The sequence below is a fragment of the Enterobacter cloacae complex sp. I1M genome (genome assembly GCF_014982425.1).
In the GTDB taxonomy this organism is placed as follows: Bacteria; Pseudomonadota; Gammaproteobacteria; order Enterobacterales; family Enterobacteriaceae; genus Enterobacter; species Enterobacter intestinihominis.
This window is the reverse complement of record NZ_JADCLG010000012.1, coordinates 89,123-113,690: the sequence shown is the minus strand read 5'-3', so window position 1 is coordinate 113,690 and position 24,568 is coordinate 89,123. Positions and strand designations below refer to the sequence as shown.

Below are 24,568 nucleotides of genomic sequence, written 5' to 3'. Positions count from 1 at the left end.
AGGATGGCCTTTTTGCGTTTGTACGTCGAAAAACGATAGGCCGGGTCAGGCGAAGCCGTCACCCGGCAGATTTCAGACTGCACACCACGCCAAAATAAACTCTGCAATCCCCTCCACATTATTCAAATCCAGAACCGGTACTTCCAGCGTCAACGCAGCGTCACTGGCCACAGCAATCACATGTTCATCCAGCGTTAACTCACTTACATCATGCCCGGCACCGTTTCTGAACAGCAGGATCTTCGCAACAGCCTCGTGCTTAAACCCCTCAACCAGCACCAGATCCAGCGTGGAATGTTCCATCCGGCTGACAAGATAAGCGAGATCCAGCGGTGCTTCATCCGGAGTTTCTGTCATTAACGCCCAGCGCTGGTTACTCGCCACCATCGTTTGTGTAGCGCCAGCCTTACGCAGCTCATAGCTATCTTTCCCCGGCTTATCGACATCCATGTTATGGTGCGTGTGCTTAATCAATCCGGGACGAATACCTTTAGCGCAAAGTGCAGGTATCAGCTTTTTTAGCAGCGTAGTCTTCCCGGTGCCGCTCCAGGCAGAGATCGCTAATACGGGTATCATTTCTTCTCCTGCATCATCTGCAAATCTTTCGTCGTGTTTACATTCACAAACGCCGATTTCATGTCGCTGAAATCAACGGAATGCCCTCCTGACTGGCGCATAAATACCATGACGCGTCGCTCTCCTGCGGCCAGGTAATCTTCCAGCGCAGATATTAACGAGCGATTAATCAATGCGATCGTCGGATGGTCGCGTTCGCCGTCGTGTACCCAGACGACGGGAGCACCCTCGCACCGCTGCACCAGACGTTTAACCAGACAGGACGGGATGAAGGGCGTATCACATGAACAAAAGAGAAACCACTCTCCGTGCGACTGCTGCATAACGGAAAGCATTCCCGCCAGCGGGCCGGGGTAGTCCACAAGCTTATCCTGATAAACCGGATATCCACTGCGCTGATAAATATCAACATGTCGGTTAGCGCTGATCGCCATCGACGACACCTGATTTGCCAGGGTATCAGCAACATGCTGCCATAAGGGGGTGTTGTTCAGGAGCTGAAGACCTTTATCTTTTCCGCCCATTCGCGTTGCCCTGCCTCCGGCAAGAACGACCCCGATGATTTCCTGGCATTGATTCACGAATATCGCCTCTTTTATTGTGGGATTGACCCTGCTAACGTGTCTCTCTAAATGAAAGGAGCACTACCATGAAATGTAAACGTCTTAATGAAGTCATTGAGCTTCTCCAGCCGGCCTGGCAAAAAGAGCCAGAGCTGAATCTGATGCAATTTTTACAGAAACTGGCGAAAGAGTCAGGTTTTGATGGCGAACTGGCAGACCTTTCTGACGACATCCTGATCTACCACCTCAAAATGCGTGACTCGGCTAAAGATGCTGTTATTCCTGGTATTCAGAAAGATTATGAAGAGGATTTTAAAACCGCATTACTGCGCGCCCGAGGCGTAATTAAAGAGTAAAAGCTTGTAAGCGGAGCCACCGAAATCGCCACAAGATGATATCCTGAATCATTCGTATAATTTCCGGATGATCGGATGAACGACCAGGCTTTTACTTTCCAGACACTACACCCGGATACCATTATGGATGCGCTGTTCGAGCAGGGTATTCGGGTGGATTCCGGGTTAACCCCTTTAAACAGCTACGAAAACCGTGTCTACCAATTTCAGGACGAAGAGCGGCAGCGCTTTGTCGTAAAGTTTTACCGGCCACAGCGCTGGTCCGCAGAACAAATTCAGGAAGAGCATCAGTTTGCCCACGATCTGCTGGATGACGATGTTCCCGTTGCGGCACCGCTCAAATTTAATAACCAAACGCTGCTGACCCATCAGGGTTTTTACTACGCGGTATTTCCGAGCCTGGGCGGAAGACAGTTTGAGGCAGATAATATCGATCAGATGGAATGGGTTGCCCGTTATCTGGGGCGCATTCATCAGACGGGACGTAAAAAATCGTTTGTTGCCCGACCGACGATTGGTGTTCAGGAATATCTTATTGAGCCGCGAGAGGTATTCGAAACATCGGCGCTGATCCCAAAGGCGCTTAAGGATAATTTCCTCACGGCGACCGATAAGCTTATTGATGCTGTAAAAGCCTGCTGGCGGGATGATATTACCGCTCTACGCCTGCACGGTGACTGCCACGCCGGGAATATTCTCTGGCGCGACGGCCCGCTATTTGTCGATCTTGATGACGCTCGTATGGGACCTGCGGTGCAGGATCTGTGGATGCTGCTCAACGGTGATAAAGCCGAGCAGCGCATGCAGCTTGAGACCATAATTGAAGCTTATGAAGAATTTAGCCCCTTTAATTCAGACGAAATTGCCCTGATAGAGCCTTTACGTGCGATGCGATTTGTTTATTATCTCGCGTGGTTAATCAGGCGTTGGGAAGACCCGGCTTTTCCCCGAAATTTCCCCTGGCTTACCGGGGAGGATTACTGGCGCAACCAGATATCCACATTTACCGAGCAGGTTAAGGTTCTACAGGAACCCCCTCTGCAATTAACGCCGATGTATTAATTGGACACACCCAGGAGAGAGTTAATCATGAAAAAAATTTGGCTGGCGCTGGCTGGTATGATTCTGGCATTTAGCGCAACTGCTGCGCAGTTTACCGACGGTAAGCAGTACATTACGCTGGACAAGCCTGTAGCTGGCGAGCCTCAGGTGCTGGAGTTCTTCTCCTTCTACTGCCCGCACTGCTACGAGTTTGAGCAGGTACTTCATGTTTCTGACAACGTGAAGAAAAAGCTGCCGGAAGGCACCAAAATGACGAAATACCACGTTGAGTTCCTTGGCCCATTGGGTAAAGATTTGACTCAGGCATGGGCGGTTGCGATTGCGCTGGGTGTGGAAGATAAGATCACCGCGCCTATGTTTGAAGCCGTACAGAAAACCCAGACCGTACAAACTACGGCAGATATCCGTAAAGTGTTTGTTGATTCCGGTGTGAAAGGTGAAGACTACGACGCTGCCTGGAACAGTTTTGTGGTGAAATCTCTCGTGGCACAGCAGGAAAAAGCTGCCGCTGACTTCCAGTTGCAGGGCGTGCCGGCGATGTATGTTAACGGTAAATACCAGGTAAATATGCGTGGTATGGACACCACCAGTATGGATATCTTCGTACAACAGTACGCTGATACCGTGAAACACCTGGTTGAGATGAAGTAACAAACATAAAGAAAACGCCGGTCATTGACCGGCGTTTTTGTATGAAGATTTTAACTCCGCTATCTGTTCGTCTTTCTCTTTCCAGAGTGTATTGAGCCAAAGCTGGAAACGACGTTTGAAGTTTTTATCGTTAACGTAATCACCGTGCAGTTCCGTATCGATGGGCAACAGATCAACGCGGACTACGATACGCGTCAGCTTGCCGCTGAGCATATCGTAGAACGGCGTCCTGTCGTTTTCCGGATAGCAGAGCGTTACGTTCAACAATTTATCAAACTGCTCACCCAGCACGTTGAGGGCCATTGCGATACCCGCTGCCTTTGGCGGCAACAGGTGCTGATACGGAGAGCGAGTCTGCTGGCGCTTCTCTTCGGTAAAGCGCGAACCTTCGACGAAATTAACTATGGTGGTGGGATGCGCGCGAAACTTCTCGCAAGAACGGCGCGTAGTTTCCACGTCCATACCGCGGCGTTCCGGATGACGAATCAGATAGCTGCGTGAATAGCGTTTCATAAACGGCATATCCAGCGCCCAGCAGGCCAGACCAATGAAAGGCACCCATGCCAGTTGCTGTTTCAGAAAGTATTTGTTCATCGGAATATGTTTGCGAAACAGCACGCACAATACAACGATGTCGGCCCAGCTGTGATGATTGCAGATCAGCAGATACCAGTTCTTTTTATTCAGCTTCTCAAGGCCCTGAACGTCCCATTTTAACCAGGGGTTCAGATACAACAGGATCGCCAGCCCTTCACACCAGCAGTACATCATAAAATTACAAAAAGCAGACACTGCACGCCATACCGGAGGGACGGGCAGCAGGAGCTTAATTATTCCGGCAACGATGATTGGCACAGAACAGGCGATGGTAACCAGAATAGTTAAAATGACGCTTAGCAATAAGGTTATCGCAGCGAGTATTTTCGACATAATGAATTTTTTCAGATAGTTAGCTGTAATTAAGCAGCCGGCTATCCGGTGCTGGGCGCCGATCTTATCAGATATTGGCCCAGACCAGGGCGCTTTCGCACGAAGAGGCTGCGGCTTTTCCTGCCATGCAGCGAAATTTTCTATATAGACAGGGTGCTTACGTCTTATATCCACATAGACTAAATAACCATCAGCGGGGTGGGATCTTAAGTGATCTAATTTCAACTAATTGATTTTATTTGATAAATAAGTTTTCGGTATCAGTTTTATAGAACTGTTATTCACCTGTATTAAAAATATGCACAAACTTATCCACAGTTTGTTTTTGCGAGCGATCTTCACGATCGCAAAATCTTTTTCTGTATAAAGCGCTAAAACCTGATGTTTTCATCCTTCTGTGGCATCCTTTACCCATAAATTAATTAAAGGCACGGACATTATGGTTCAGATCCCAGAAAACCCACTTATACTCGTCGATGGCTCTTCTTACCTTTATCGGGCGTATCATGCGTTTCCTCCTCTGACCAACAGCGCAGGGGAACCTACCGGCGCAATGTACGGCGTGCTGAATATGCTGCGCAGCCTGATTCTGCAATACCACCCAACCCATGCGGCCGTGGTGTTTGATGCGAAGGGGAAAACCTTCCGCGATGAATTATTTGAGCATTACAAATCTCACCGTCCTCCCATGCCTGACGATCTGCGTGCGCAGATTGAACCGCTGCACGCTATGGTCAAAGCGATGGGGCTGCCTTTGCTGGCTGTCTCGGGCGTTGAGGCTGACGACGTTATTGGCACCCTGGCGCGCGAAGCTGAAAAGGCTGGCCGTCCGGTGCTGATCAGTACCGGTGATAAAGACATGGCGCAGCTGGTAACACCTGGGATCACGCTGATTAATACCATGACCAACACCATTCTTGGCCCGGAAGAAGTGGTTGCCAAATATGGCGTGCCGCCAGAACTCATTATTGATTTCCTCGCCCTGATGGGGGATTCCTCGGATAACATCCCTGGCGTGCCGGGCGTGGGCGAAAAAACAGCTCAGGCGCTGCTGCAAGGGTTAGGTGGGTTGGATACGCTGTACGCTGAGTCCGACAAAATTGCCGGACTTACCTTCCGTGGTGCAAAAACCATGGCCGGAAAGCTCGCCGATAACAAAGAGGTGGCTTACCTCTCTTATCAGTTAGCCACCATCAAAACCGACGTCGAGCTGGAGCTTACCTGCGACCAGCTTGAAGTGCAGGAACCCGCCGCAGAAGAACTGCTTGGCCTGTTCAGAAAATACGAATTTAAACGCTGGACCACGGATGTCGAAGCCGGGAAATGGCTTCAGGCGAAAGGGGCAAAAGCTGCGGCGAAGCCGAAAGAAACTATCGTTGTCGATGCCGAAGAGCAGGCAGAAGAAGCAGCGGCAGCGCTCTCATTCGATAACTATGAAACCATCCTTGAAGAGTCGCAGCTCGTCGCCTGGATTGAAAAGCTGAAAAAAGCACCGGTATTTGCGTTCGATACCGAAACGGACAGTCTCGATAACATATCTGCCAATATGGTAGGTCTGTCATTCGCGACGGAGCCGGGTATGGCAGCCTATGTTCCGGTAGCGCATGACTATCTGGATGCGCCGGAGCAGATCTCGCGCGAGCGCGCCTTAGAACTGCTGAAGCCGATTCTGGAAGACGAGAAAGCGCTGAAGGTCGGGCAAAACCTGAAGTACGACCGCGGTATTCTGCAAAACTACGGCATTGAACTGCGTGGTATCGCTTTTGACACCATGCTGGAATCTTACATTCTGGATAGCGTGGCGGGCCGCCATGATATGGATTCCTTATCCGATCGTTGGCTGAAACACAAAACCATCACCTTTGAAGAAATTGCCGGTAAGGGCAAAAATCAGCTGACCTTTAACCAGATCGCGCTGGAAGAAGCAGGCCGCTACGCCGCGGAAGACGCTGACGTCACGCTACAGCTGCATCTCAAAATGTGGCCGAAATTGCAGAAGCACGAAGGGCCGCTGAATGTTTTCCAGAACATTGAGATGCCGCTGGTGCCTGTGCTGTCCCGCATTGAGCGTAACGGCGTCAAAATCGACCCAACGGTGCTGCATAATCACTCTGGCGAGCTGGCGCAGCGCCTGACCGAGCTTGAACAGAAAGCGCATGAACTTGCTGGAGAGGCATTTAACCTGTCGTCACCGAAACAGCTGCAAACCATCCTGTTTGAAAAGCAGGGTATCAAACCGCTGAAGAAAACGCCGGGCGGCGCGCCTTCAACCTCTGAAGAGGTGCTGGAAGAGCTGGCGCTGGACTATCCGCTGCCAAAAGTTATCCTGCAGTACCGTGGTCTGGCGAAGCTGAAATCGACCTATACCGACAAACTGCCGTTGATGATCAACCCGAAAACGGGTCGCGTGCACACCTCCTATCACCAGGCTGTAGCGGCGACCGGGCGACTTTCGTCAACCGATCCTAACCTTCAGAACATTCCGGTGCGTAATGAAGAGGGCCGCCGTATACGCCAGGCTTTCATTGCGCCAGAGGATTATCTGATTGTCTCCGCAGACTACTCGCAAATCGAACTGCGTATTATGGCGCACCTGTCGCGTGACAAAGGCCTGCTGACGGCATTTGCCGAAGGGAAGGATATCCACCGGGCGACAGCTGCCGAAGTGTTTGGCCTGCCGCTGGACAGCGTGACAAACGAACAGCGTCGTAGCGCTAAAGCGATTAACTTTGGCCTTATTTACGGCATGAGCGCATTTGGCCTATCACGCCAGCTCAACATTCCGCGTAAAGAGTCGCAGAAGTATATGGATCTCTACTTTGAGCGCTATCCGGGCGTGCTGGAATATATGGAGCGTACCCGCGCGCAGGCGAAAGAGAAAGGCTACGTTGAAACGCTGGATGGCCGTCGTCTTTACCTTCCGGACATCAAATCCAGCAACGCCGCGCGCCGTGCTGGCGCTGAACGTGCTGCTATCAATGCCCCGATGCAGGGCACTGCGGCAGACATCATCAAACGCGCGATGATCGCCGTTGATGCCTGGCTGGAAAAAGAGAAACCGCGCGTGAAAATGATCATGCAGGTACACGATGAACTGGTATTTGAAGTCCATAAAGACGACCTGGAAAAGGTCTCTCAGAAGATCCATGAACTGATGGAAAACAGCATGAAGCTGGACGTTCCGTTGCTGGTGGAAGTGGGTAGCGGCGAAAACTGGGATCAGGCTCACTAAGCGTTATCGGAATAACGCGCGTTTTATGTAAGTAAGCAACATAAGTACGCGCGTTTTGTGACGATCATTAGAATTCCCTATGTAAAGAATGAAAAAAAACTACAAAAAGTGCTTTTTCAAGAGACAAAAAAAGAGTAGAGTTAACGACGTAGGGTACAGAGGTAAGATGTTCTATCTTTCAGACCTTTTACTTCACGTAATCGGATTTGGCTGAATATTTTAGCCGCCCCAGTCAGTAATGACTGGGGCGTTTTTTATTGCGGAAAGGAAAGTTTCGGGCGAAAAAAACGCGGTCATCGCCGCGCCTGTTGTTACTCTGCTTCCGCTTCTGTCGCCGGTTCCAGATCGTTAAACCAGCTGTCTAGCTTCTGTCGCAGTTTGTCCACACCCTGCTTTTTCAGCGAGGAGAACGGTTCAACCTGTACATCACCGTTGAATGCCAGCACCGCTTCACGCACCTTGTTCACCTGCGCCTTGCGCGCGCCGCTCGCCAGCTTATCCGCTTTTGTCAGCAGCACCAGCACCGCAATATCGCTTGCCACCGCCCAGTCAATCATCTGCTGGTCGAGATCTTTTAGCGGGTGTCGAATATCCATCAGCACCACCAGACCTTTCAGACACATGCGTTTTTCCAGGTATTCACCCAGCGCACGCTGCCATTTGATCTTCATCTCTTCCGGTACCTGCGCGTAACCGTAGCCCGGTAAATCGACCAGGCGTTTGCCTTCAGCCACTTCAAACAGGTTAATCAGCTGAGTACGGCCAGGTGTTTTTGAGGTACGCGCCAGGTTTTTCTGATTGGTCAGCGTATTCAGGGCGCTGGATTTTCCCGCATTGGAGCGGCCAGCAAATGCCACTTCAATCCCTGTGTCTGAGGGCAGGTGGCGAATATCGGGCGCACTGGTGACAAAATGCGTCTGTTGGTAGTTCCAGGTAGTCACGTGGTCGTCTCCAAAAATCGTAATCTGCGGGGGATTATACCTGAATGCGGGCAAAAGGCTTTTCCCTTCGTCATTGACGTGTAAGTGAAAGCCCTACGGAATGTAAGAGATCTGCCCTTAAGCGTATGAGAAATTTAAGAGAAATCGCAGGCGCTAAAAAACTCAAAATATTAAAATTCAAAGAGTTATTAATGAGTAATTATCTGAAAATCCGGTTTAGTACCTTTTCGTTGCTTGTTAGTTTAAGAGAACAAGGTAAAGTGTGCGTCAAGGCGAGGATGCCAGCAGGAAAACGACTTAAGGATAAGGGTCAGGAGCGCCAGGAGGCGAAGACTCAGGATTGTCAGGACGACCGGCGCCTGGAGGCGTTTTTAACAGGAAACGGAACCGTATCACGGACGGTAGTAGCCAAGGGATAAACAGGGTTTGTTGAAGGCAAACAGGGAATGTCTGACCCGTTAAGGGTTGTGAGTCAGGAAAAAAGGCGACAGATTGCTCTGTCGCCTTTTTTCTTTGCTTGCTTTCTGCTAGATTTCGCCGCAATTCTATACTGAAGAAAACGACTTAAAGATAAAACATCATGAAAAAACCGACCTCCGCTGCGGGCGCGAAACGCCCTGCAAAAGCACGCCGCAAAACGCGCGAAGAACTGAATCAGGAAGCGCGCGATCGCAAACGCGATAAAAAGCATCGTGGCCATACTGCGGGTAGCCGTGCTAATGGTGGCGGTGCCGCAGGCGCTTCTGCAAAAGGCAAACAGCAGAAAGATCCTCGTATCGGCAGTAAAACTCCCATTCCACTGGGCGTGACAGACACGCCGGTCACTAAGCAGCACAAACCAAAGAGCGAGAAACCTATGCTTTCACCGCAGGCTGAGCTGGATATGCTGGAGAACGATGAGCGCCTGGATGCGCTGCTGGAACGTCTTGAAGAGGGTGAAACCCTGACCGCTGAAGAGCAGTCCTGGGTAGATGCCAAACTGGATCGCATTGATGAACTGATGCAGAAGCTGGGTCTGTCCTACGATGATGAAGAAGACGAAGAGGAAGACGAAAAGCAGGAAGATATGATGCGTCTGCTGAAAGGTGGAAACTAACATTTGCACCCGGCAGGTACACTCGTCCTGCTTATAACCCTTCCGGTTATATGTTATCTGGTGTGGTTATTCGTTAAACTACGGCGGTTGTCGCGGCGACAGAAGTGGCTGCGCACCCGAATGATGGCCCGCAACGGGACCAGAACGGGCCGCCGTATACGAACGCGACACCAACGGAAGGAGTGAGCATGTCTGTACCATCTATCGACTGGGATTTGGCCCTGATCCAGAAATATAACTATTCCGGGCCGCGTTATACCTCATACCCCACCGCGCTGGAGTTTTCTGACGCTTTCGGCGAGGCGGATTTTCAGCATGCTGTGGCGCGCTATCCCGAGCGCCCGCTGTCGCTCTACGTCCATATTCCGTTCTGCCACAAGCTCTGCTACTTCTGCGGCTGCAATAAAATCGTTACCCGCCAGCAGCACAAAGCCGATCAATACCTCGATGCGCTTGAACAGGAAATTCTGCACCGCGCACCGCTGTTTAAAGGCCGTCACGTCAGCCAGCTTCATTGGGGCGGCGGTACGCCAACTTATCTGAACAAAGCGCAGATCAGCCGCCTGATGGCGCTTCTGCGCGGCAATTTCAGTTTTAACCACGACGCTGAAATTTCGATCGAGGTCGATCCGCGTGAAATCGAGCTGGATGTGCTGGATCATTTACGCGCCGAAGGCTTCAACCGCCTGAGTATGGGTGTACAAGACTTCAACAAAGAAGTACAGCGCCTGGTCAACCGCGAGCAGGATGAAGCGTTTATCTTTGCCTTACTCAACCATGCGCGTGAAATCGGCTTTACCTCAACGAATATAGACCTGATTTACGGCCTGCCGAAGCAGACGCCGGAGAGCTTCGCCTACACGCTTAAACGCGTGGCTGAGCTCAACCCGGACCGTCTGAGCGTCTTTAACTATGCGCACTTGCCGACGCTGTTCGCCGCGCAGCGCAAAATCAAAGATGCGGATCTGCCTTCCGCCCAGCAGAAGCTGGACATTTTGCAGGAGACCATCGCCTCGCTGACCGAAACCGGCTATCAGTTTATCGGGATGGATCACTTTGCCCGCCCTGACGACGAACTGGCGATTGCCCAGCGCGAAGGTGTTCTCCACCGTAACTTCCAGGGATACACCACCCAGGGAGATACCGATCTGCTCGGAATGGGTGTCTCCGCTATCAGCATGATTGGCGACTGCTACGCCCAGAACCAAAAAGAGCTGAAGCTGTATTACCAGCAGGTTGATGAAACGGGCAACGCGCTGTGGCGCGGCATTGCGTTAACGCGCGACGACTGCATCCGTCGTGATGTGATTAAGGCGCTTATCTGCAACTTCCGTCTCGAATTCCGCGAGGTGGAGTCGCAATGGGATCTGCAATTCAGCGATTACTTTGCCGAAGACCTGAAGCTTCTTGCGCCGCTGGCGAAGGACGGGCTGGTGGATGTGTCGGAGAGCGCGGTGGTCGTCACGCCGAAGGGGCGTCTGTTGATTCGTAATATCTGCATGTGCTTCGATGCCTATCTGCGCCAGAAAGCGCGTTTACAGCAGTTCTCGCGCGTGATTTAAGTTGCAATGCCGGATGGCGCTTCGCTTACCCGGCCTACAACTCGCAACTATGTAGGCCGGGTAAGGCGAAGCCGCCACCCGGCTTTTCATCGACAGCTCGTTAGCTAAACAGCCCAACCAGTGCCGCACACAATACCGCCGCAACGGCAGTTTGTGGCGTGTGGCTTTCTGCTGCACCGCTCGAAAGTAAGGTCACTAATGATTCCAGCATGATGCACCCCCCAAGTTTCCGGGCACGATCATACAAAACTCATCGGAACAGTAAAGCGCAAAATAACGGCACTTTGCGCTCAATTAGTAACCTTTACACAGCGGAGTAAGATCACTCCATTCCCAGCTCTTTCAGCTTGCGCGTGAGGGTGTTTCGACCCCATCCCAACAGGCGAGCCGCTTCCTGTTTGTGGCCCTGGGTATGACGAAGCGCGGTGGTCAACAGCGTGCGCTCCATTTCAGGCTGTGCTTCAGAAAGCAAGTTTTGATGACCGGAACGCAGCGCGCGATCTGCCCACTGCGCCAGCAGCGTCGCCCAGCTATCCGGCAACGTATGTCCTGCGGTGCTCTCGGGCACGGTGGCTTCAAACAGTTCTGCCGGTAAATCCTGAATCAGCACTTCCTGGCCGGCGGCCATCACCGTCAGCCAGCGACAGGTGTTTTCCAGCTGACGCACGTTGCCCGGCCACGCCAGACGGGTGAGGGCGGCATCCGTTTCCGGATGAAGCTGCTTGGCTTCCACGCCCAGCTCGCGGGCCGCCACCTGCAGGAAATGGCGCGCCAGACGCGGGATATCTTCCCGACGCTCGCGCAGCGGCGGCAGGTGGACGCGGATCACGTTCAGACGATGGAATAAATCCTCACGGAATTTCCCCTCCTGTACGCGCAGCTCCAGGTTCTGGTGCGTCGCGGCGATAATGCGTACGTCCACCTTCACCGGCGCATACCCGCCCACGCGGTAAAACTGTCCATCTGCCAGCACGCGCAACAGTCGGGTCTGTACATCCAGCGGCATATCGCCGATTTCATCCAGGAAAAGCGTGCCGCCGTCAGCCTGTTCAAAGCGTCCCTGACGAATGGTATTGGCTCCGGTAAATGCCCCTTTTTCGTGGCCGAACAGCTCAGATTCAATTAAATCCTTAGGGATCGCTGCCATGTTCAGGGCGATAAAAGGGGCTTTCGCCCGCGGGCTGTGGCGATGCAGGGCGTGTGCGACCAACTCTTTACCGGTCCCTGATTCACCGTTAATCAAGACGCTGATAGACGAACGCGACAGACGCCCGATGATGCGAAACACGTCCTGCATGGCCGGCGCTTCACCGATGATGTCCGTCGTTGGTCCAAAGTCGGGGGCATTGCGGGGCTGCTGTTGCTCCTGATAGTGGCTGATAGCGCGCTCAACCAGCGCAACGGCTTCGTCGATATCAAACGGTTTTGGCAGGTAATCAAACGCGCCCTGCTGGTACGCGCTGACGGCAGCATCCAGGTCGGAGTGGGCGGTCATTATGATGACCGGAAGCATAGGGTGGCGCTGTTTGATCTGCTTTAAGAGCGCCAGTCCGTCCATTCCCGGCATGCGAATATCCGAGAGCAGAACGTCCGGCGTTTTGGTGGTGAGTGCGTCGAGCACCTCGCTGCCACTCTCAAACGTCGTGCAGCTTAATCCCGCTCCTGTGAGCGCGCGTTCAAGCACCCAACGGATGGAGCTATCGTCATCGACTACCCAGACTATCCCTCGTTGCATAAACGTCACCTTTATTTTTTAATCGGCAGGAAAACCGAAAACTCGGTATGTCCCGGCCAACTGGTAAATTCAATTTTGCCGGAGTGTTGGTCAATCAAATTTCGGGCTATGGATAACCCCAGCCCGGTGCCGCCTTCGCGACCGCTGACCATCGGGTAGAACAGGGTGTCCTGGAGATGCGGCGGGATCCCCGGTCCGTTATCTTCCACATCAATACGTGCTGCCAGACGATAACGTACGCCGTGCAGCGTCAGCTGGAACGCGGTGCGGGTACGCAGAATAATTTCGCCACCCTCCGGGCCCAGCGCCTGCAACGCGTTACGCACAATGTTCAACAGCACCTGTTCAATCTGGTCCGGATCGTGCGCCAGCTCCGGCAGGCTTGGGTCATAGTCACGCACCAGCGTGACGTTATCCGGCAGCTCCATCGAGACGAGTTTCACCACCCGCTCCGCGACCTTGTGAATGCTTTCTGAAACGTGCATCCCTGGCTGCTGCGGCCCGAGCAGGCGATCGACCAGATTACGCAGACGGTCCGCCTGCTCAATAATGACGTTGGTATACTCCGCCAGGGCAGGGTCAGGCAGCGCTTTGGTCAGAAGCTGTGCCGCGCCGCGTAAGCCGCCCAGCGGGTTTTTGATCTCATGGGCCAGCCCGCGCACCAGGTCGCGCGCCGCAATCTGCTGCGCATGCTGAAGCTGCTCCTGGCTGAGACGACGCTGGTTATCCATCGGCGCCATTTCCAGCAGAATCATGCCATCTGGCAGACGCTGTGCGGTGAGGGACAAAATATGCGAGCGTCCGTCAATCACCAGCGTCACTTCGTTATCGGTGAAGCCCTGACCCGCCTGCAAACTCTCCTGCATCAGGCCAATATTCAGCGAGAAATAGCTCAGCAGTTCTGGCAGCGGCGTGCCAAACAGTTTACGGGCGCTTTGGGCGAGCAGCTGCTGCGCCGCCGGGTTGGCGTAATGCACCGCCAGCTCGTCGTCGACCAGCAAAATACTGTTAATTAAAGAATTGAGGATCTGCCCAGCATCGGGCAGCGTGCCAGTTGCCATTCAGCAGTCTCCTGGAGTCGTTGCACTATTTTAGTGCAGTATAGCGTTTTAGAGGTAAAAAGCGCGTGAGATCAGGTTGTTGGTGGAGAAAAAAGCCCATCCGAAGATGGGCTAAAGTTTCCACGGCAACGACTCCCGACGCGTATGCGCCGGGTAAAACAAATCAATTAAACGCTGTAGTACAGTTCGAACTCAACCGGGTGCGGCGTCATGCGAACGCGGTCGTTTTCTTCGGTACGCAGCGCGATGTAAGCGTCGATAGCTTCATCGGTGAACACGCCGCCAGCGGTCAGGAACTCGCGGTCTGCGTCCAGCGCCTGGAGGGCTTCTTCCAGAGAGCCAGCAACCTGTGGGATCTCTTTCGCTTCTTCTGGCGGCAGGTCGTACAGGTTTTTGTCCATGGCTTCGCCCGGGTGGATCTTGTTCTTGATACCGTCCAGACCGGCCATCAGCAGTGCTGCGAAGCACAGGTATGGGTTAGCCGCCGGGTCCGGGAAGCGCACTTCGATACGACGCGCTTTCGGAGACGCAACCACCGGGATACGGATAGAAGCAGAACGGTTACGGGCAGAGTACGCCAGCATTACTGGTGCTTCGTAGCCAGGGACCAGACGCTTGTAGGAGTTAGTGGTTGGGTTCGCCAGGGCGTTGATCGCTTTAGCGTGTTTGATAACACCACCGATGTAGTGCAGCGCCTGCTCGGACAGACCCGCGTACTTGTCGCCAGAGAACAGGTTAGTGCCGTTCTTGGACAGGGACATGTGGCAGTGCATGCCGGAACCGTTGTCGCCAAACATGGGTTTTGGCATGAAGGTCGCGGTTTTACCGAAACGGTGCGCAACGTTGTGTACAACGTATTTGTAGATCTGAATCTCATCCGCTTTTTTGGTCATGGTGTTGAAGCGGGTAGCGATCTCGTTCTGGCCAGCCGTTGCCACTTCGTGGTGGTGCGCTTCAACAACCAGGCCCATCTCTTCCATGATCAGACACATGGTAGAACGGATGTCCTGAGAAGAATCGACCGGAGGAACCGGGAAGTAACCGCCTTTCACGCCCGGACGGTGACCTTTGTTACCACCTTCGTACTTGGTGGAAGAGTTCCATGCGCCTTCGATGTCATCGATAGCGACGTGGGAGCCAGAAATGGAAGCACCAAAACGGATGTCGTCGAACAGGAAGAACTCTGGCTCTGGCCCGAACAGAACGGTGTCTGCGATGCCGGTAGAGCGCAGGTACTCTTCAGCGCGTTTTGCGATGGAGCGTGGGTCACGGTCATAGCCTTGCAGCGTGCCAGGTTCCAGAATATCGCAGCGGATGATCAGCGTAGGTTCTTCGTAGAACGGGTCAATGAGCGCAGTGGTTGCATCTGGCATCAGAACCATGTCGGATTCGTTAATGCCTTTCCAGCCGCCAATGGAGGAGCCGTCAAACATTTTGCCTTCTTCAAAGAATTCGGCGTTCACCTGATGAGCAGGGATCGTGACGTGCTGTTCTTTACCTTTAGTATCGGTGAAGCGCAGATCAACAAACTTCACTTCATGTTCGTTCAGCATCGTCAAAACGTGTTCAGCGGACATACTTAACTCTCCAGATTGGTCATTGTCGTCGTGGTAACGAGGTCTTCAAATCGGCTGGGCTGCCATATTTTTACTGTATTTCTGTAAAGCGAAATCTGTGCCAACTTTTAAAACACCCCAAAAAGGCGTTATCATGCGCACCATAGTGCAGAAGGGCTGCACCACATTGGATTCGTTGCACCATTATAGTGCTTCAGTGTGAACATTGAGCACCATATTGGTGCAATTTACGTTAAAGTGCCCTTTTACCGCTCCGTGAAAGCGATCACAAAGCATCTCTGCAATACTTGTTTGCGGGGGATGTTTGTGATCCTGTTTTGTAGTGCGATTAATCCGTGTACAATAACGCGCTATTTCTAAATGCCTGAGGCAAAGTTGTGATCGAAAAATTGCGTAATATCGCCATCATCGCGCACGTCGACCATGGTAAAACTACCCTGGTTGACAAGCTGCTACAGCAGTCCGGTACGTTTGATGCTCGTGCCGAAACTCAAGAGCGTGTGATGGACTCCAACGATTTGGAGAAAGAGCGTGGGATTACCATCCTCGCCAAAAACACCGCTATCAAATGGAATGACTACCGTATCAACATCGTTGATACCCCAGGGCACGCCGACTTCGGTGGTGAAGTTGAGCGCGTGATGTCCATGGTGGATTCCGTGCTGCTGGTGGTTGACGCATTTGATGGCCCTATGCCGCAAACGCGCTTCGTGACCAAAAAAGCATTTGCCCACGGCCTGAAACCTATCGTTGTGATCAACAAGGTTGACCGTCCTGGCGCGCGTCCTGACTGGGTTGTTGACCAGGTCTTCGACCTGTTCGTTAACCTCGACGCGACTGACGAACAGCTGGACTTCCCTATCGTTTATGCGTCTGCGCTGAACGGTATCGCCGGTCTGGATCACGAAGACATGGCGGAAGACATGACTCCGCTGTACCAGACGATTGTTGACCGCGTTCCTGCGCCAAACGTTGACCTGGAAGGCACCCTGCAAATGCAGATCTCCCAGCTCGACTACAACAACTATGTTGGCGTAATCGGCATTGGTCGTATCAAGCGCGGTAAAGTGAAACCTAACCAGCAGGTCACTATCATCGATAGCGAAGGCAAAACCCGTAACGGTAAAGTCGGTAAAGTTCTGACTCACCTGGGTCTTGAGCGTATCGAGAGCGACATCGCTGAAGCGGGCGACATCATCGCTATTACCGGTCTGGGTGAACTGAACATCTCCGACACCATCTGCGATCCGCAGAACGTCGAAGCGCTGCCAGCCCTGTCCGTTGATGAACCAACCGTATCCATGTTCTTCAACGTCAACACCTCTCCGTTCTGTGGTAAAGAAGGTAAGTTCGTTACCTCTCGTCAGATCCTTGACCGCCTGAACAAAGAGCTGGTGCACAACGTTGCGCTGCGCGTTGAAGAAACCGAAGACGCTGATGCATTCCGCGTTTCCGGTCGTGGTGAGCTGCACCTGTCTGTTCTGATTGAGAACATGCGTCGTGAAGGTTTCGAGATGGCGGTATCCCGTCCGAAAGTTATCTTCCGCGAAATCGATGGCCGTAAACAAGAGCCATTCGAAAACGTAACGCTGGACGTTGAAGAGCAGCACCAGGGTTCTGTCATGCAGGCACTGGGTGAGCGTAAAGGCGACCTGAAAAACATGAATCCAGATGGCAAAGGCCGCGTACGTCTCGACTACGTGATCCCAAGCCGTGGCCTGATCGGCTTCCGTTCTGAGTTCATGACCATGACCTCCGGTACCGGCCTGCTGTACTCCACCTTCAGCCACTATGACGACATCCGTCCGGGCGAAGTGGGCCAGCGTAACAACGGCGTACTGATCTCCAACGGTCAGGGTAAAGCGGTTGCGTTTGCGCTGTTCGGTCTGCAGGATCGCGGTAAGCTGTTCCTGGGTCACGGTGCTGAAGTTTACGAAGGCCAGATCATCGGTATTCACAGCCGTTCTAACGACCTGACGGTAAACTGCCTGACCGGTAAGAAACTGACCAACATGCGTGCGTCCGGTACTGACGAAGCAACGGTTCTGGTTCCACCGATCAAGATGACGCTGGAGCAGGCTCTGGAATTCATCGATGATGACGAACTGGTAGAAGTGACGCCTCAGTCAATTCGTATCCGTAAACGTCACCTGACCGAGAACGATCGTAAACGTGCTATGCGCGGTGCGAAAGAAGAGTAATTCGGTTATGCCGTAGGCCGGGTAAAGCGCAAGCGCCACCCGGCAACGAAAAGCCGCTGAGCGATCAGCGGCTTTTTTATTAGAACGAATAACGTAACCCTAACCGAATCCGGTACTGCTCGCGGTTGTAATCATTCCATCGGTCCAGCCACTGTAGTTCGAGGTACGGCAGCCAGTTTCTGTCGATCTTATAGCTGAACTTGTTGGTAATTTCCCAGTGATGATCTTTGCCATTTTTGCTGTGGTAATCATTCACCCGCTGGAAAAAATGCGGCTCAAAGGTGTAGAAAAACGCATCCGTCACTTTGAAATTCCAGTAGTTGGCGAATTCGTGCGTGTCGTTTTTATCCATCTGCCCGTTATAGTCCGGCGTATCGTAATTGTTATGGTTATAGCGATAGCGGAACGTCAGATTGAACCAGTCCGTAAATTTATAGTTAGTATCTAAATAGAGTGCTCCACCCGATCCTGCGCTGCTGTCATTGATCAAGCCGCCGGGCTGGAAGGTGAGTTTGTCGGTCGGTTTGAAGAGCGGATACCAACCCTCGATTTCGTTATAGCTGTGCTTCAGTTCGTCCCATTTCCCCACGTTATAAGCGTTGGTGAACATCAGCCCCGCGCCCATATCGAAGTTATAGCCCGCACGCAGGATCACCTCGTGCAGCTCAGAGGCCGTATTGTACGCTTCGCGCGTTTCGACATAGGCCCCGGCAAAAACCGGGCAGGACACAGACGACACGATCAGTACGGTGATGATTCTATTCATAATTTGTCCATGTATCAGGTACAGAAAGGCCTCCCTCCTGATTAACAGGAAGGACATATTGGCCGGATTTATAGTTATAAAGTGACTGCTGACGCTTTATTGTTGGTGGTTATCTCAGGGGTATTTGCTGTCTGTTTTTTCCGTTTTCCAATCTCCTCGATAATAAAGGCGAAGCGCGCTTCGTTGAGTTTATAAAACAGCCCCATGGTCACGGCAGCAACGATCGCCAGGCCGCACGGCCAGAGGAAAATCAGCTGACGCAAACCCAGCAGCGTGCCCGCGCTCTGCACGGCATGGGGAACGTAGCCAATCTGGGTCAGCATGATGCCGGGCAGAAAACCGGCGAGCGCAGCGGAGATTTTGCGCGAGAAGGTATAGCCGGTATACACCGACCCTTCGGCGCGAATCCCGGTTTTCCACTCGCCGTAATCAACCGTATCCGGCACCAGCGCCCAGTTCAGGCTGTTCACAAACGCCGTGCCAAAGAAGGCCATGCAGGAAAAGAGCACGAACAGCAGGGAGCTGGTCCCCCAGAAGAAATTCAGCACGTCGCCCACCGCCCACAGCGCCAGCCCGCCCAGATAGACCGGTTTCTTGCCAAAGCGCTTTACCGCACCGGGCACCAGAAACACGCCAATCAGAATGCAGCCCATGCTGAAAAAGCCCATCCACGACAGGAGATGCAGATCGTTCAGCACGTACTGGGTGTAGTAGACCTGAATCGCCAGCTTGATGTTAAACGCGGCGAGGGTACAGAGGTTGGCGATGCACAGCACCAGCAGCGGCGGATTGCGGAAAATTGCGCACAATGATTTCAGAATGCCGGGCTTATGGTGATCGGGCGTAAGCTCGACGTAGCGCTCTTTCACCCCGCTGTAGCACCACCACATGCAGAACAGCCCCCCGGTGACGAACACCAGCGCGGCCACCAGATAGCCGAGTGAGGGCTGGCTGACGAACAGCGCCTGAATCGGCATAAAGCCGACGGTGCAGAGCAACAGTCCTACCGTTGCGCCGCCCTGACGCCACGCCGCAAGCTGCGCGCGCTCGTTCGGGTTTTTGGTGATGGCCGGAACCATTGCACCGTAGGCGCAGTTCATCAGGCTGTAGCAGAGGCCAAACATCATGAAGAGCACGGTGGCGAGGGCCGTTTTCACCGTCAGGCTAAAGTCGTTGGCCATAAACTGCGCCGTGGCCACCAGCGCCACCGGGACGGAGGCGTAGAGAATGAATGGCCGGAATTTCCCCCGCGCGCCGATATTACGCCGGGAGTCCAGCAGCACCCCGGTCAGCATGTCGGTAAACGCGGTAAAGAACTTGGCGACCAGAAAAATGATGCCGCCGTAGAACGCGGGCATGCCCAGCTCGTCCGTGTAAAACTTCAGCAGATACAGCGTGCCAATACACAGCATCAGGTTCGAGCCAAAATCGCCCATCCCGTAGGCGCACTTCTCTCGCAGGCTCAATTTCAGGGTTAACGGATCAGTATTGTGTGTCATGGTCGATCCTCAAAGCGCCCCGCAGGGCGCTCAATCACGTCATTTATGCCGTACGTTTGCGCAGCTCAATTTCTTCCACGATGCGCACATACATCTTCTCGTTGAGGTTGTAGAAGCAGCCCATCGCCACGATGGTGATGACCGCCAGCAGGCTCGGGTAGATAAATATCAGCTGCCGCAGCCCTTCAACCGTGCCGGCGGATTGCACCACGTTGGGCACATAGCCAATCTGCGTAAGCATGATCCCCGGGAAGAAGCCCGCCAGCGCCTGCGATACCTTGCGGAAGAAGGTAAAGCCGGTATAGACCGTCCCCTCGGAGCGTACGCCGGTGCGCCACTCGCCGTACTCCACGGTATCGGAGACCAGCGCCCAGTTCAGGCTGTTCACGAACGCGGAACCGAAGAACGCCAGACAGGAGAACGCCACAAAGCTTACCGAGCCGCCGCCGAAGAAGTAGTTAAGCAGATCGCCTGCCACCCAAATTGCCAGCCCGCTGATATAGACCTTTTTCTTACCAAAGCGCCGCACCGCGCCGGGCATCATAAAGACGCCGATAAAAATACAGCCCATGCTGAAGAAGCCCATGTACGACAGCAGGATCGGGTCGTTCAGCACGTACTGCGTGTAGTAGACCTGAATGGCGAGTTTGACGTTAAAGGCACCCAGCGTGCACAGGTTAGCGATGCACAGGATAAACAGCGGACGGTTCCCGGCGATGGCGCGAAACGACTGCAACAGCCCCGGTTTCTGCGCCGGGTTAGCAGGTTGCGTCTCAACGTAACGCTCGGTTACGCCTTTATAGCACCACCACATAAAGAACAACCCGAACAGCGAGAAGAGGGTGGCGGCAAAGATGTAGCCAAGCTGGTCATTGCCCTCAATGAGGTTCATCACCGGGACAAAGCCCACGGTACAGAGCAGCAGGCCGAGCGTGGCGCCGCCCTGACGCCAGGCCGCCAGCGAGGCTCGCTCGTCCGGGTTTTTGGTAATGGCGGGCACCATCGCGCCGTAAGAGCAGTTCATCATGCTGAAGAACAGGCCGTACAGCATGAACAACACCGTTGCCATCACCGTTTTGCCGGTCATCTCAAACGGTGTGCCGACGAAGTTGGCAATCGCCAGCAGCGTCACAGGGAAGGCTGCATACAGCACGAACGGGCGGAATTTCCCTTTCGGGCCAATCTTGCGCCGGGAATCGAGCATGATCCCGGTGCCCATATCGGTGAAGGCGGTAAAAAACTTCGCAATCAGGAAGATAATCCCCCCGTAGGTACCGGGCAGTCCCAGCACGTCGGTGTAGAACTTCAGCAGATACAGCGTGCCGATATCCAGCAGGATGTTAGAGCCGAGATCGCCCATCCCGTAGGCGAGTTTTTCTTTAAACGGCAGGCGCAGGGTTGCCGGGTCAGAAGTATGTTGACTCATTATTGTTCTCCGTCTGCCCGCAGGTTTCCCCGCGGGCGAGCCTTATCAGATATGACGTAAGGTGCTAAACAGATCTGCCCATTCGCTTTGCTGGCGATAGAAGACCGGCGGTTTGCCGAGCGGGGCATCAACGGTCACGTCACCGCCCTGGCAGGTTTCCCCCGTCCACGCATTGACCCAGCTGTCCTGCGGCAGATAGAGCGACCAGTCGCGGCGTCCCTCTTCATGAACCGGCGCCACCAGCAGATCGCGGCCAAACAGGTACTGGTATTTCAGCGTGTAGGCGCGCGCGTCGTCCTCGTAGTGCAGAAACAGCGGACGCATCACCGGCAGGCCGCTTTTCGCGTTCTGCGCAACCGCAGCTTTGATGTACGGCTTCAGAGTGGTGAACACGGTGGTCATGCGCGCGAAGTGCGCGATGGTTTCGGCGTCGCTGTCGAACTGCCAGTTGTCGCCAGGGCGATTGCCCTCGTGGGTACGCATCATCGGCGTAAAGGCGCTGAAGTCGCACCAGCGCAGCAGTAGCTCTTTGCTGCGCTTCATCTCGAACAGCGTCGTATAGCCGCCAATGTCGCTGTGGTGCAGCCCGTGCCCGGTCATCGCCAGAGACAGCGCCGCCGGTACGACGGACGCCAGACCGTCGTCCAGGCTCCAGTCGACGTTCTGATCCCCCGCCCACATCATCACCGAGTGCTTCTGGCTGCCGGTGTAGCCCGCGCGCATGAAGAACAGGATCTCCCCGAGCTTGCCGGTCTCCTCCAGTGCTTCGTAGTTACATTTCGCCCACAGGGCAGGCCAGGCGTTATGCATGATCTCCGCGCTAACGCCGTTGTGCAGGAAGGTATCGGTCGGCAGATATTCCCCGAAATCGGCCATCCAGCCGCCGCAGCCCAGTTCGATCAGGTTCTTTTTGATGACCTCTTTGTACCAGCCGTAGGCTGCCGGGTTGGTCAGGTCGATAACGCCTGCGTAGAACTCGCCGAACTCAACGTGGTAATCCTCGCCGTTGGCGTTTTTGGTCAGATAGCCGCGTTTCGCCGCCTCTTCGCAGAGATCTTTATCGCTGGCGACGTACGGGTTGATATAGGAGAGGAACTGCACGCCTTCCTGTTTCCACTGCGCAATCCGCTCATCAAGCTGCGGATAGAGCGCGCTGTTCCACTTCCAGTTCCACATCACGCGTTTGCCGAAGGAGGTCATCCGGATGCCGGACCAGTCCTGCGCCCAGATGCCGTTCACCTTCACGCCGCCCTCGCGCATGGCGTCGAGCTTCTGCTGACACACCTCGGTGCCACCCTGAATACCCAGCGTCACGCCGTCGTAAACCCAGTCCGGCAGTTCAGGCTGACGCCCCAGCAGGCCGGTCAGTTTTTCCAGCAGATCGACGTAGGTTTCTGCGCATTCGAAGCGCAGCGTGGCGTTATCTTCCCAGAACGCCAGCTCGTGGAAGTCCGGCGCGCTGAAGTCGAAGTTCATATAACAGCTGTTATCCACGTGGCAGTAGTACTTCTGGGTGCTCACGAAGGTAGGCTGCGGGAAGAAGGTCCAGTAGTAATCGCCGCCCGCGTTCTCTTTGCAGTCGGCCTGCCAGGTGACGTAGGTCTGCTTATTGCGGCCCACGCCCTGCTCGCTGGTCCACAGCGGAAACGGCTTGCCGCGCAGATCGAAATACGAGAACTGCTCGCCGCAGCCGTAAATATGATCGTCAGGCTGAGCTGCCAGCCGCAGCCAGATGCGGTTATGGCTGGCGGCGTCATTTTTCAGCTTCAGCTCCAGACGGCCTTCAGCATCTACGCCCACCAGCAGTGTCGCGCTCACCGCGTCGCCGCGGGTAAAGCGGATTGCCCAGCCCGCGCTTTGCTGCGTAACGGTCGCGTTCGTCAGGGCAATCTTTTCGTTGAGCTTGTCTTTGATGCTGAAGTTGCCGCGAAACATCTCGATATCCGCCTCACCTGCGCCGATCCACAGGCAAGGGGCATCCGCAGAGTGGGATAAAATCAGACGGTCCTGCCAGCGCAGGGTAAAACCACTTTCGTTATTTTTCAGGTCAATATTGTGTAGGGTACGCATAAAAACTCCGTCTTTATTATTTGGCCAGGCTATCCAGTAATCCGGCGGCTACGGCAGGCGCTAAGCCCGGCGCCAGCGGCAGGCGGGGGATCACCAGGCAGTGCAGCAGGTGGTAAATATCCTGCTTGCCGTCCCAGACTTTGGTGGTCACTTCGTTGTTGGTGTCCAGCTCCTGCCACCAGGATCCGTTCTCGTAATCCATCAGGTATTTGATGCAGTAATCCCACCACTTCTGATACCAGGCTTCGTACTGCGCTTCGCCGGTGACGGTATAGAGGGCATAGGCCGTGCCCATCGCCTCGACGATTGGCCAGCGCACGCGTTCGCGGACGATTGGCTTGCCGTCCCAGCCCACGGAATAGACAAACCCGTCGGCGCCGTCGGGTGCCCAGGCGTCGCGGATGGTGGCGTGGAACAGGCCTTTCGCATCTTCCAGCAGCCATTCCGGCGGGGTTTCAAAGCGCGCTTCCAGGGCGGCGCGCAGGTGCAGCATCAGGCGACCCCACTCAATCCAGTGCCCCGGCGTGCCGCCGTAGGCGCGGAAGCGGTGGGCGGGGTTATCGATGTTGTAGTCGCGGATCGGGTTCCAGTTGGTGTCGAAATGCTCGTTAACGCGGTACTCCCCTTTGCGCGCCACGTCGTGAATAATCACCGAGGCGATGCGCAGGGCGCGGTCGAGCCATTTACGGTTGTGGGTCACGTCATAAACGATCAGGAAGGCTTCCACGGCGTGCATGTTGGCGTTACCGCCGCGGTAATCTTCCGTTTTGCTGAAGGCTTCATCCCAGGACTCCAGGCACATCTGCTCCTGTTCGCTCCAGAAGTAGCGCTCAATCACCTCGATGGCGTCGTCCAGCAACTTGCGTGCCTGCGGATGGCCGGTGGTGACGGCGCTCGCCGCGCCCAGCAGGACGAAGAAATGCTGATAGCCCTGCTTGGACGCATCAATCACGCCTTCATCGTTTACGCAGGCGTACCAGCCACCGTGCTGCTTGTCGCGCAGCGGACCGTTCAGGGCATTAATGCCGTGCTCAACCAGGGCGTACGCACCAGGACGTCCCATGTTCGCCGCCACCGCGTAAACGTGCAGCATGCGGGCGGTGATCCACAGATGGGTGCCCATATCGCTACGCACCTGCCCGTTATTGCCCAGCCAGCCAAAGCCGGTCGGTACGGCGGCGTTTTTACCGAAATCAAGAATGCGGTCGGTCTCTTGTTCGAGCCAGCGGTTATGGCTCAGGGTATTAAACCATTTCATGTTCGG

The 24,568-nt window shown here is 54.2% G+C and carries 20 protein-coding genes; 7 read left to right on the top strand and 13 right to left on the bottom strand.

The window, feature by feature from the left end; all coding sequences use genetic code 11:
* Positions 1–72: 72 nt before the first annotated feature.
* Positions 73–576, bottom strand: coding sequence for a molybdopterin-guanine dinucleotide biosynthesis protein MobB (gene mobB, locus INF86_RS07885; RefSeq protein ID WP_063150752.1), 504 nt, complete (start codon positions 574–576; stop codon positions 73–75).
* Entirely contained in the window at positions 573–1,157 is a 585-nt protein-coding gene (gene mobA, locus INF86_RS07880; RefSeq protein ID WP_063150751.1) for a molybdenum cofactor guanylyltransferase MobA, read from the bottom strand. The genes mobB and mobA overlap by 4 nt, the downstream gene beginning before the upstream one ends.
* Before the next feature lie 68 nt (positions 1,158–1,225).
* Here mobA and INF86_RS07875 point away from each other — a divergent pair, with 68 nt between their 5' ends.
* The 3 genes from INF86_RS07875 (at position 1,226) to dsbA (ending at position 3,208) form a co-directional block, all read left to right on the top strand.
* Positions 1,226–1,495: a YihD family protein gene (locus INF86_RS07875; protein ID WP_003861904.1), complete on the top strand. Its 270-nt coding sequence runs from the start codon at positions 1,226–1,228 to the stop codon at positions 1,493–1,495.
* A 75-nt stretch (positions 1,496–1,570) separates the two neighbouring features.
* The gene (locus tag INF86_RS07870) at positions 1,571–2,557 is read left to right on the top strand and encodes a serine/threonine protein kinase (RefSeq protein WP_022649859.1); all 987 of its coding nucleotides are present in this window, start codon (positions 1,571–1,573) and stop codon (positions 2,555–2,557) included.
* Between the two features lie 27 nt (positions 2,558–2,584).
* The gene (gene dsbA, locus INF86_RS07865; protein ID WP_193543403.1) at positions 2,585–3,208 is read left to right on the top strand and encodes a thiol:disulfide interchange protein DsbA; all 624 of its coding nucleotides are present in this window, start codon (positions 2,585–2,587) and stop codon (positions 3,206–3,208) included.
* A 21-nt stretch (positions 3,209–3,229) separates the two neighbouring features.
* Here dsbA and INF86_RS07860 read toward each other — a convergent pair whose 3' ends face one another.
* Entirely contained in the window at positions 3,230–4,138 is a 909-nt protein-coding gene (locus tag INF86_RS07860) for an acyltransferase (protein ID WP_022649857.1), read from the bottom strand.
* A gap of 439 nt (positions 4,139–4,577) precedes the next feature.
* On the opposite strand from INF86_RS07860, the gene polA reads away from it, so the two are divergent.
* On the top strand, positions 4,578–7,370 hold the full coding sequence (polA, locus tag INF86_RS07855; protein WP_032626913.1) for a DNA polymerase I: 2,793 nt from the start codon (positions 4,578–4,580) through the stop codon (positions 7,368–7,370).
* Between the two features lie 311 nt (positions 7,371–7,681).
* Here polA and yihA read toward each other — a convergent pair whose 3' ends face one another.
* On the bottom strand, positions 7,682–8,311 hold the full coding sequence (yihA, locus tag INF86_RS07850; RefSeq protein ID WP_003861913.1) for a ribosome biogenesis GTP-binding protein YihA/YsxC: 630 nt from the start codon (positions 8,309–8,311) through the stop codon (positions 7,682–7,684).
* A 580-nt stretch (positions 8,312–8,891) separates the two neighbouring features.
* Between yihA and yihI the strand changes: the two genes are divergently transcribed.
* Both yihI and hemN read left to right on the top strand, forming a co-directional pair.
* A complete protein-coding gene (gene yihI, locus INF86_RS07845; RefSeq protein ID WP_022649854.1) occupies positions 8,892–9,407 on the top strand; it encodes a Der GTPase-activating protein YihI in 516 nt (171 codons plus the stop codon).
* A 188-nt stretch (positions 9,408–9,595) separates the two neighbouring features.
* The gene (hemN, locus tag INF86_RS07840; RefSeq protein WP_032626916.1) at positions 9,596–10,969 is read left to right on the top strand and encodes an oxygen-independent coproporphyrinogen III oxidase; all 1,374 of its coding nucleotides are present in this window, start codon (positions 9,596–9,598) and stop codon (positions 10,967–10,969) included.
* 100 nt (positions 10,970–11,069) lie between these two features.
* On the opposite strand, the gene INF86_RS07835 is transcribed toward hemN, so the two are convergent.
* The 4 genes from INF86_RS07835 to glnA form a co-directional block, all read right to left on the bottom strand.
* Positions 11,070–11,180, bottom strand: a complete 111-nt coding sequence (locus INF86_RS07835; RefSeq protein ID WP_017382667.1) for a YshB family small membrane protein — start codon at positions 11,178–11,180, stop codon at positions 11,070–11,072.
* Between the two features lie 111 nt (positions 11,181–11,291).
* Entirely contained in the window at positions 11,292–12,704 is a 1,413-nt protein-coding gene (gene glnG / locus INF86_RS07830) for a nitrogen regulation protein NR(I) (RefSeq protein WP_022649852.1), read from the bottom strand.
* An 11-nt stretch (positions 12,705–12,715) separates the two neighbouring features.
* On the bottom strand, positions 12,716–13,765 hold the full coding sequence (gene glnL / locus INF86_RS07825; protein WP_003861923.1) for a nitrogen regulation protein NR(II): 1,050 nt from the start codon (positions 13,763–13,765) through the stop codon (positions 12,716–12,718).
* A gap of 167 nt (positions 13,766–13,932) precedes the next feature.
* Positions 13,933–15,342, bottom strand: a complete 1,410-nt coding sequence (gene glnA / locus INF86_RS07820; RefSeq protein WP_003861925.1) for a glutamate--ammonia ligase — start codon at positions 15,340–15,342, stop codon at positions 13,933–13,935.
* 377 nt (positions 15,343–15,719) lie between these two features.
* Between glnA and typA the strand changes: the two genes are divergently transcribed.
* Positions 15,720–17,543 carry a ribosome-dependent GTPase TypA gene (typA, locus tag INF86_RS07815; protein ID WP_022649851.1) on the top strand — a complete coding sequence of 608 codons (1,824 nt, stop codon included), beginning with the start codon at positions 15,720–15,722 and terminating at the stop codon, positions 17,541–17,543.
* A gap of 79 nt (positions 17,544–17,622) precedes the next feature.
* Here typA and ompL read toward each other — a convergent pair whose 3' ends face one another.
* The 5 genes from ompL to yihS all read right to left on the bottom strand — a co-directional run bounded on the left by ompL (position 17,623) and on the right by yihS (position 24,562).
* Entirely contained in the window at positions 17,623–18,309 is a 687-nt protein-coding gene (gene ompL, locus INF86_RS07810) for a porin OmpL (RefSeq protein WP_032626918.1), read from the bottom strand.
* Between the two features lie 74 nt (positions 18,310–18,383).
* Positions 18,384–19,808: an MFS transporter gene (locus tag INF86_RS07805; protein WP_193543402.1), complete on the bottom strand. Its 1,425-nt coding sequence runs from the start codon at positions 19,806–19,808 to the stop codon at positions 18,384–18,386.
* Positions 19,809–19,851: 43 nt separating this feature from the next.
* On the bottom strand, positions 19,852–21,234 hold the full coding sequence (locus INF86_RS07800; RefSeq protein WP_022649848.1) for an MFS transporter: 1,383 nt from the start codon (positions 21,232–21,234) through the stop codon (positions 19,852–19,854).
* 45 nt (positions 21,235–21,279) lie between these two features.
* Positions 21,280–23,304, bottom strand: coding sequence for an alpha-glucosidase (locus INF86_RS07795; RefSeq protein WP_193543401.1), 2,025 nt, complete (start codon positions 23,302–23,304; stop codon positions 21,280–21,282).
* Positions 23,305–23,320: 16 nt separating this feature from the next.
* Positions 23,321–24,562, bottom strand: a complete 1,242-nt coding sequence (gene yihS / locus INF86_RS07790; protein WP_126490448.1) for a sulfoquinovose isomerase — start codon at positions 24,560–24,562, stop codon at positions 23,321–23,323.
* Positions 24,563–24,568: the final 6 nt, after the last annotated feature.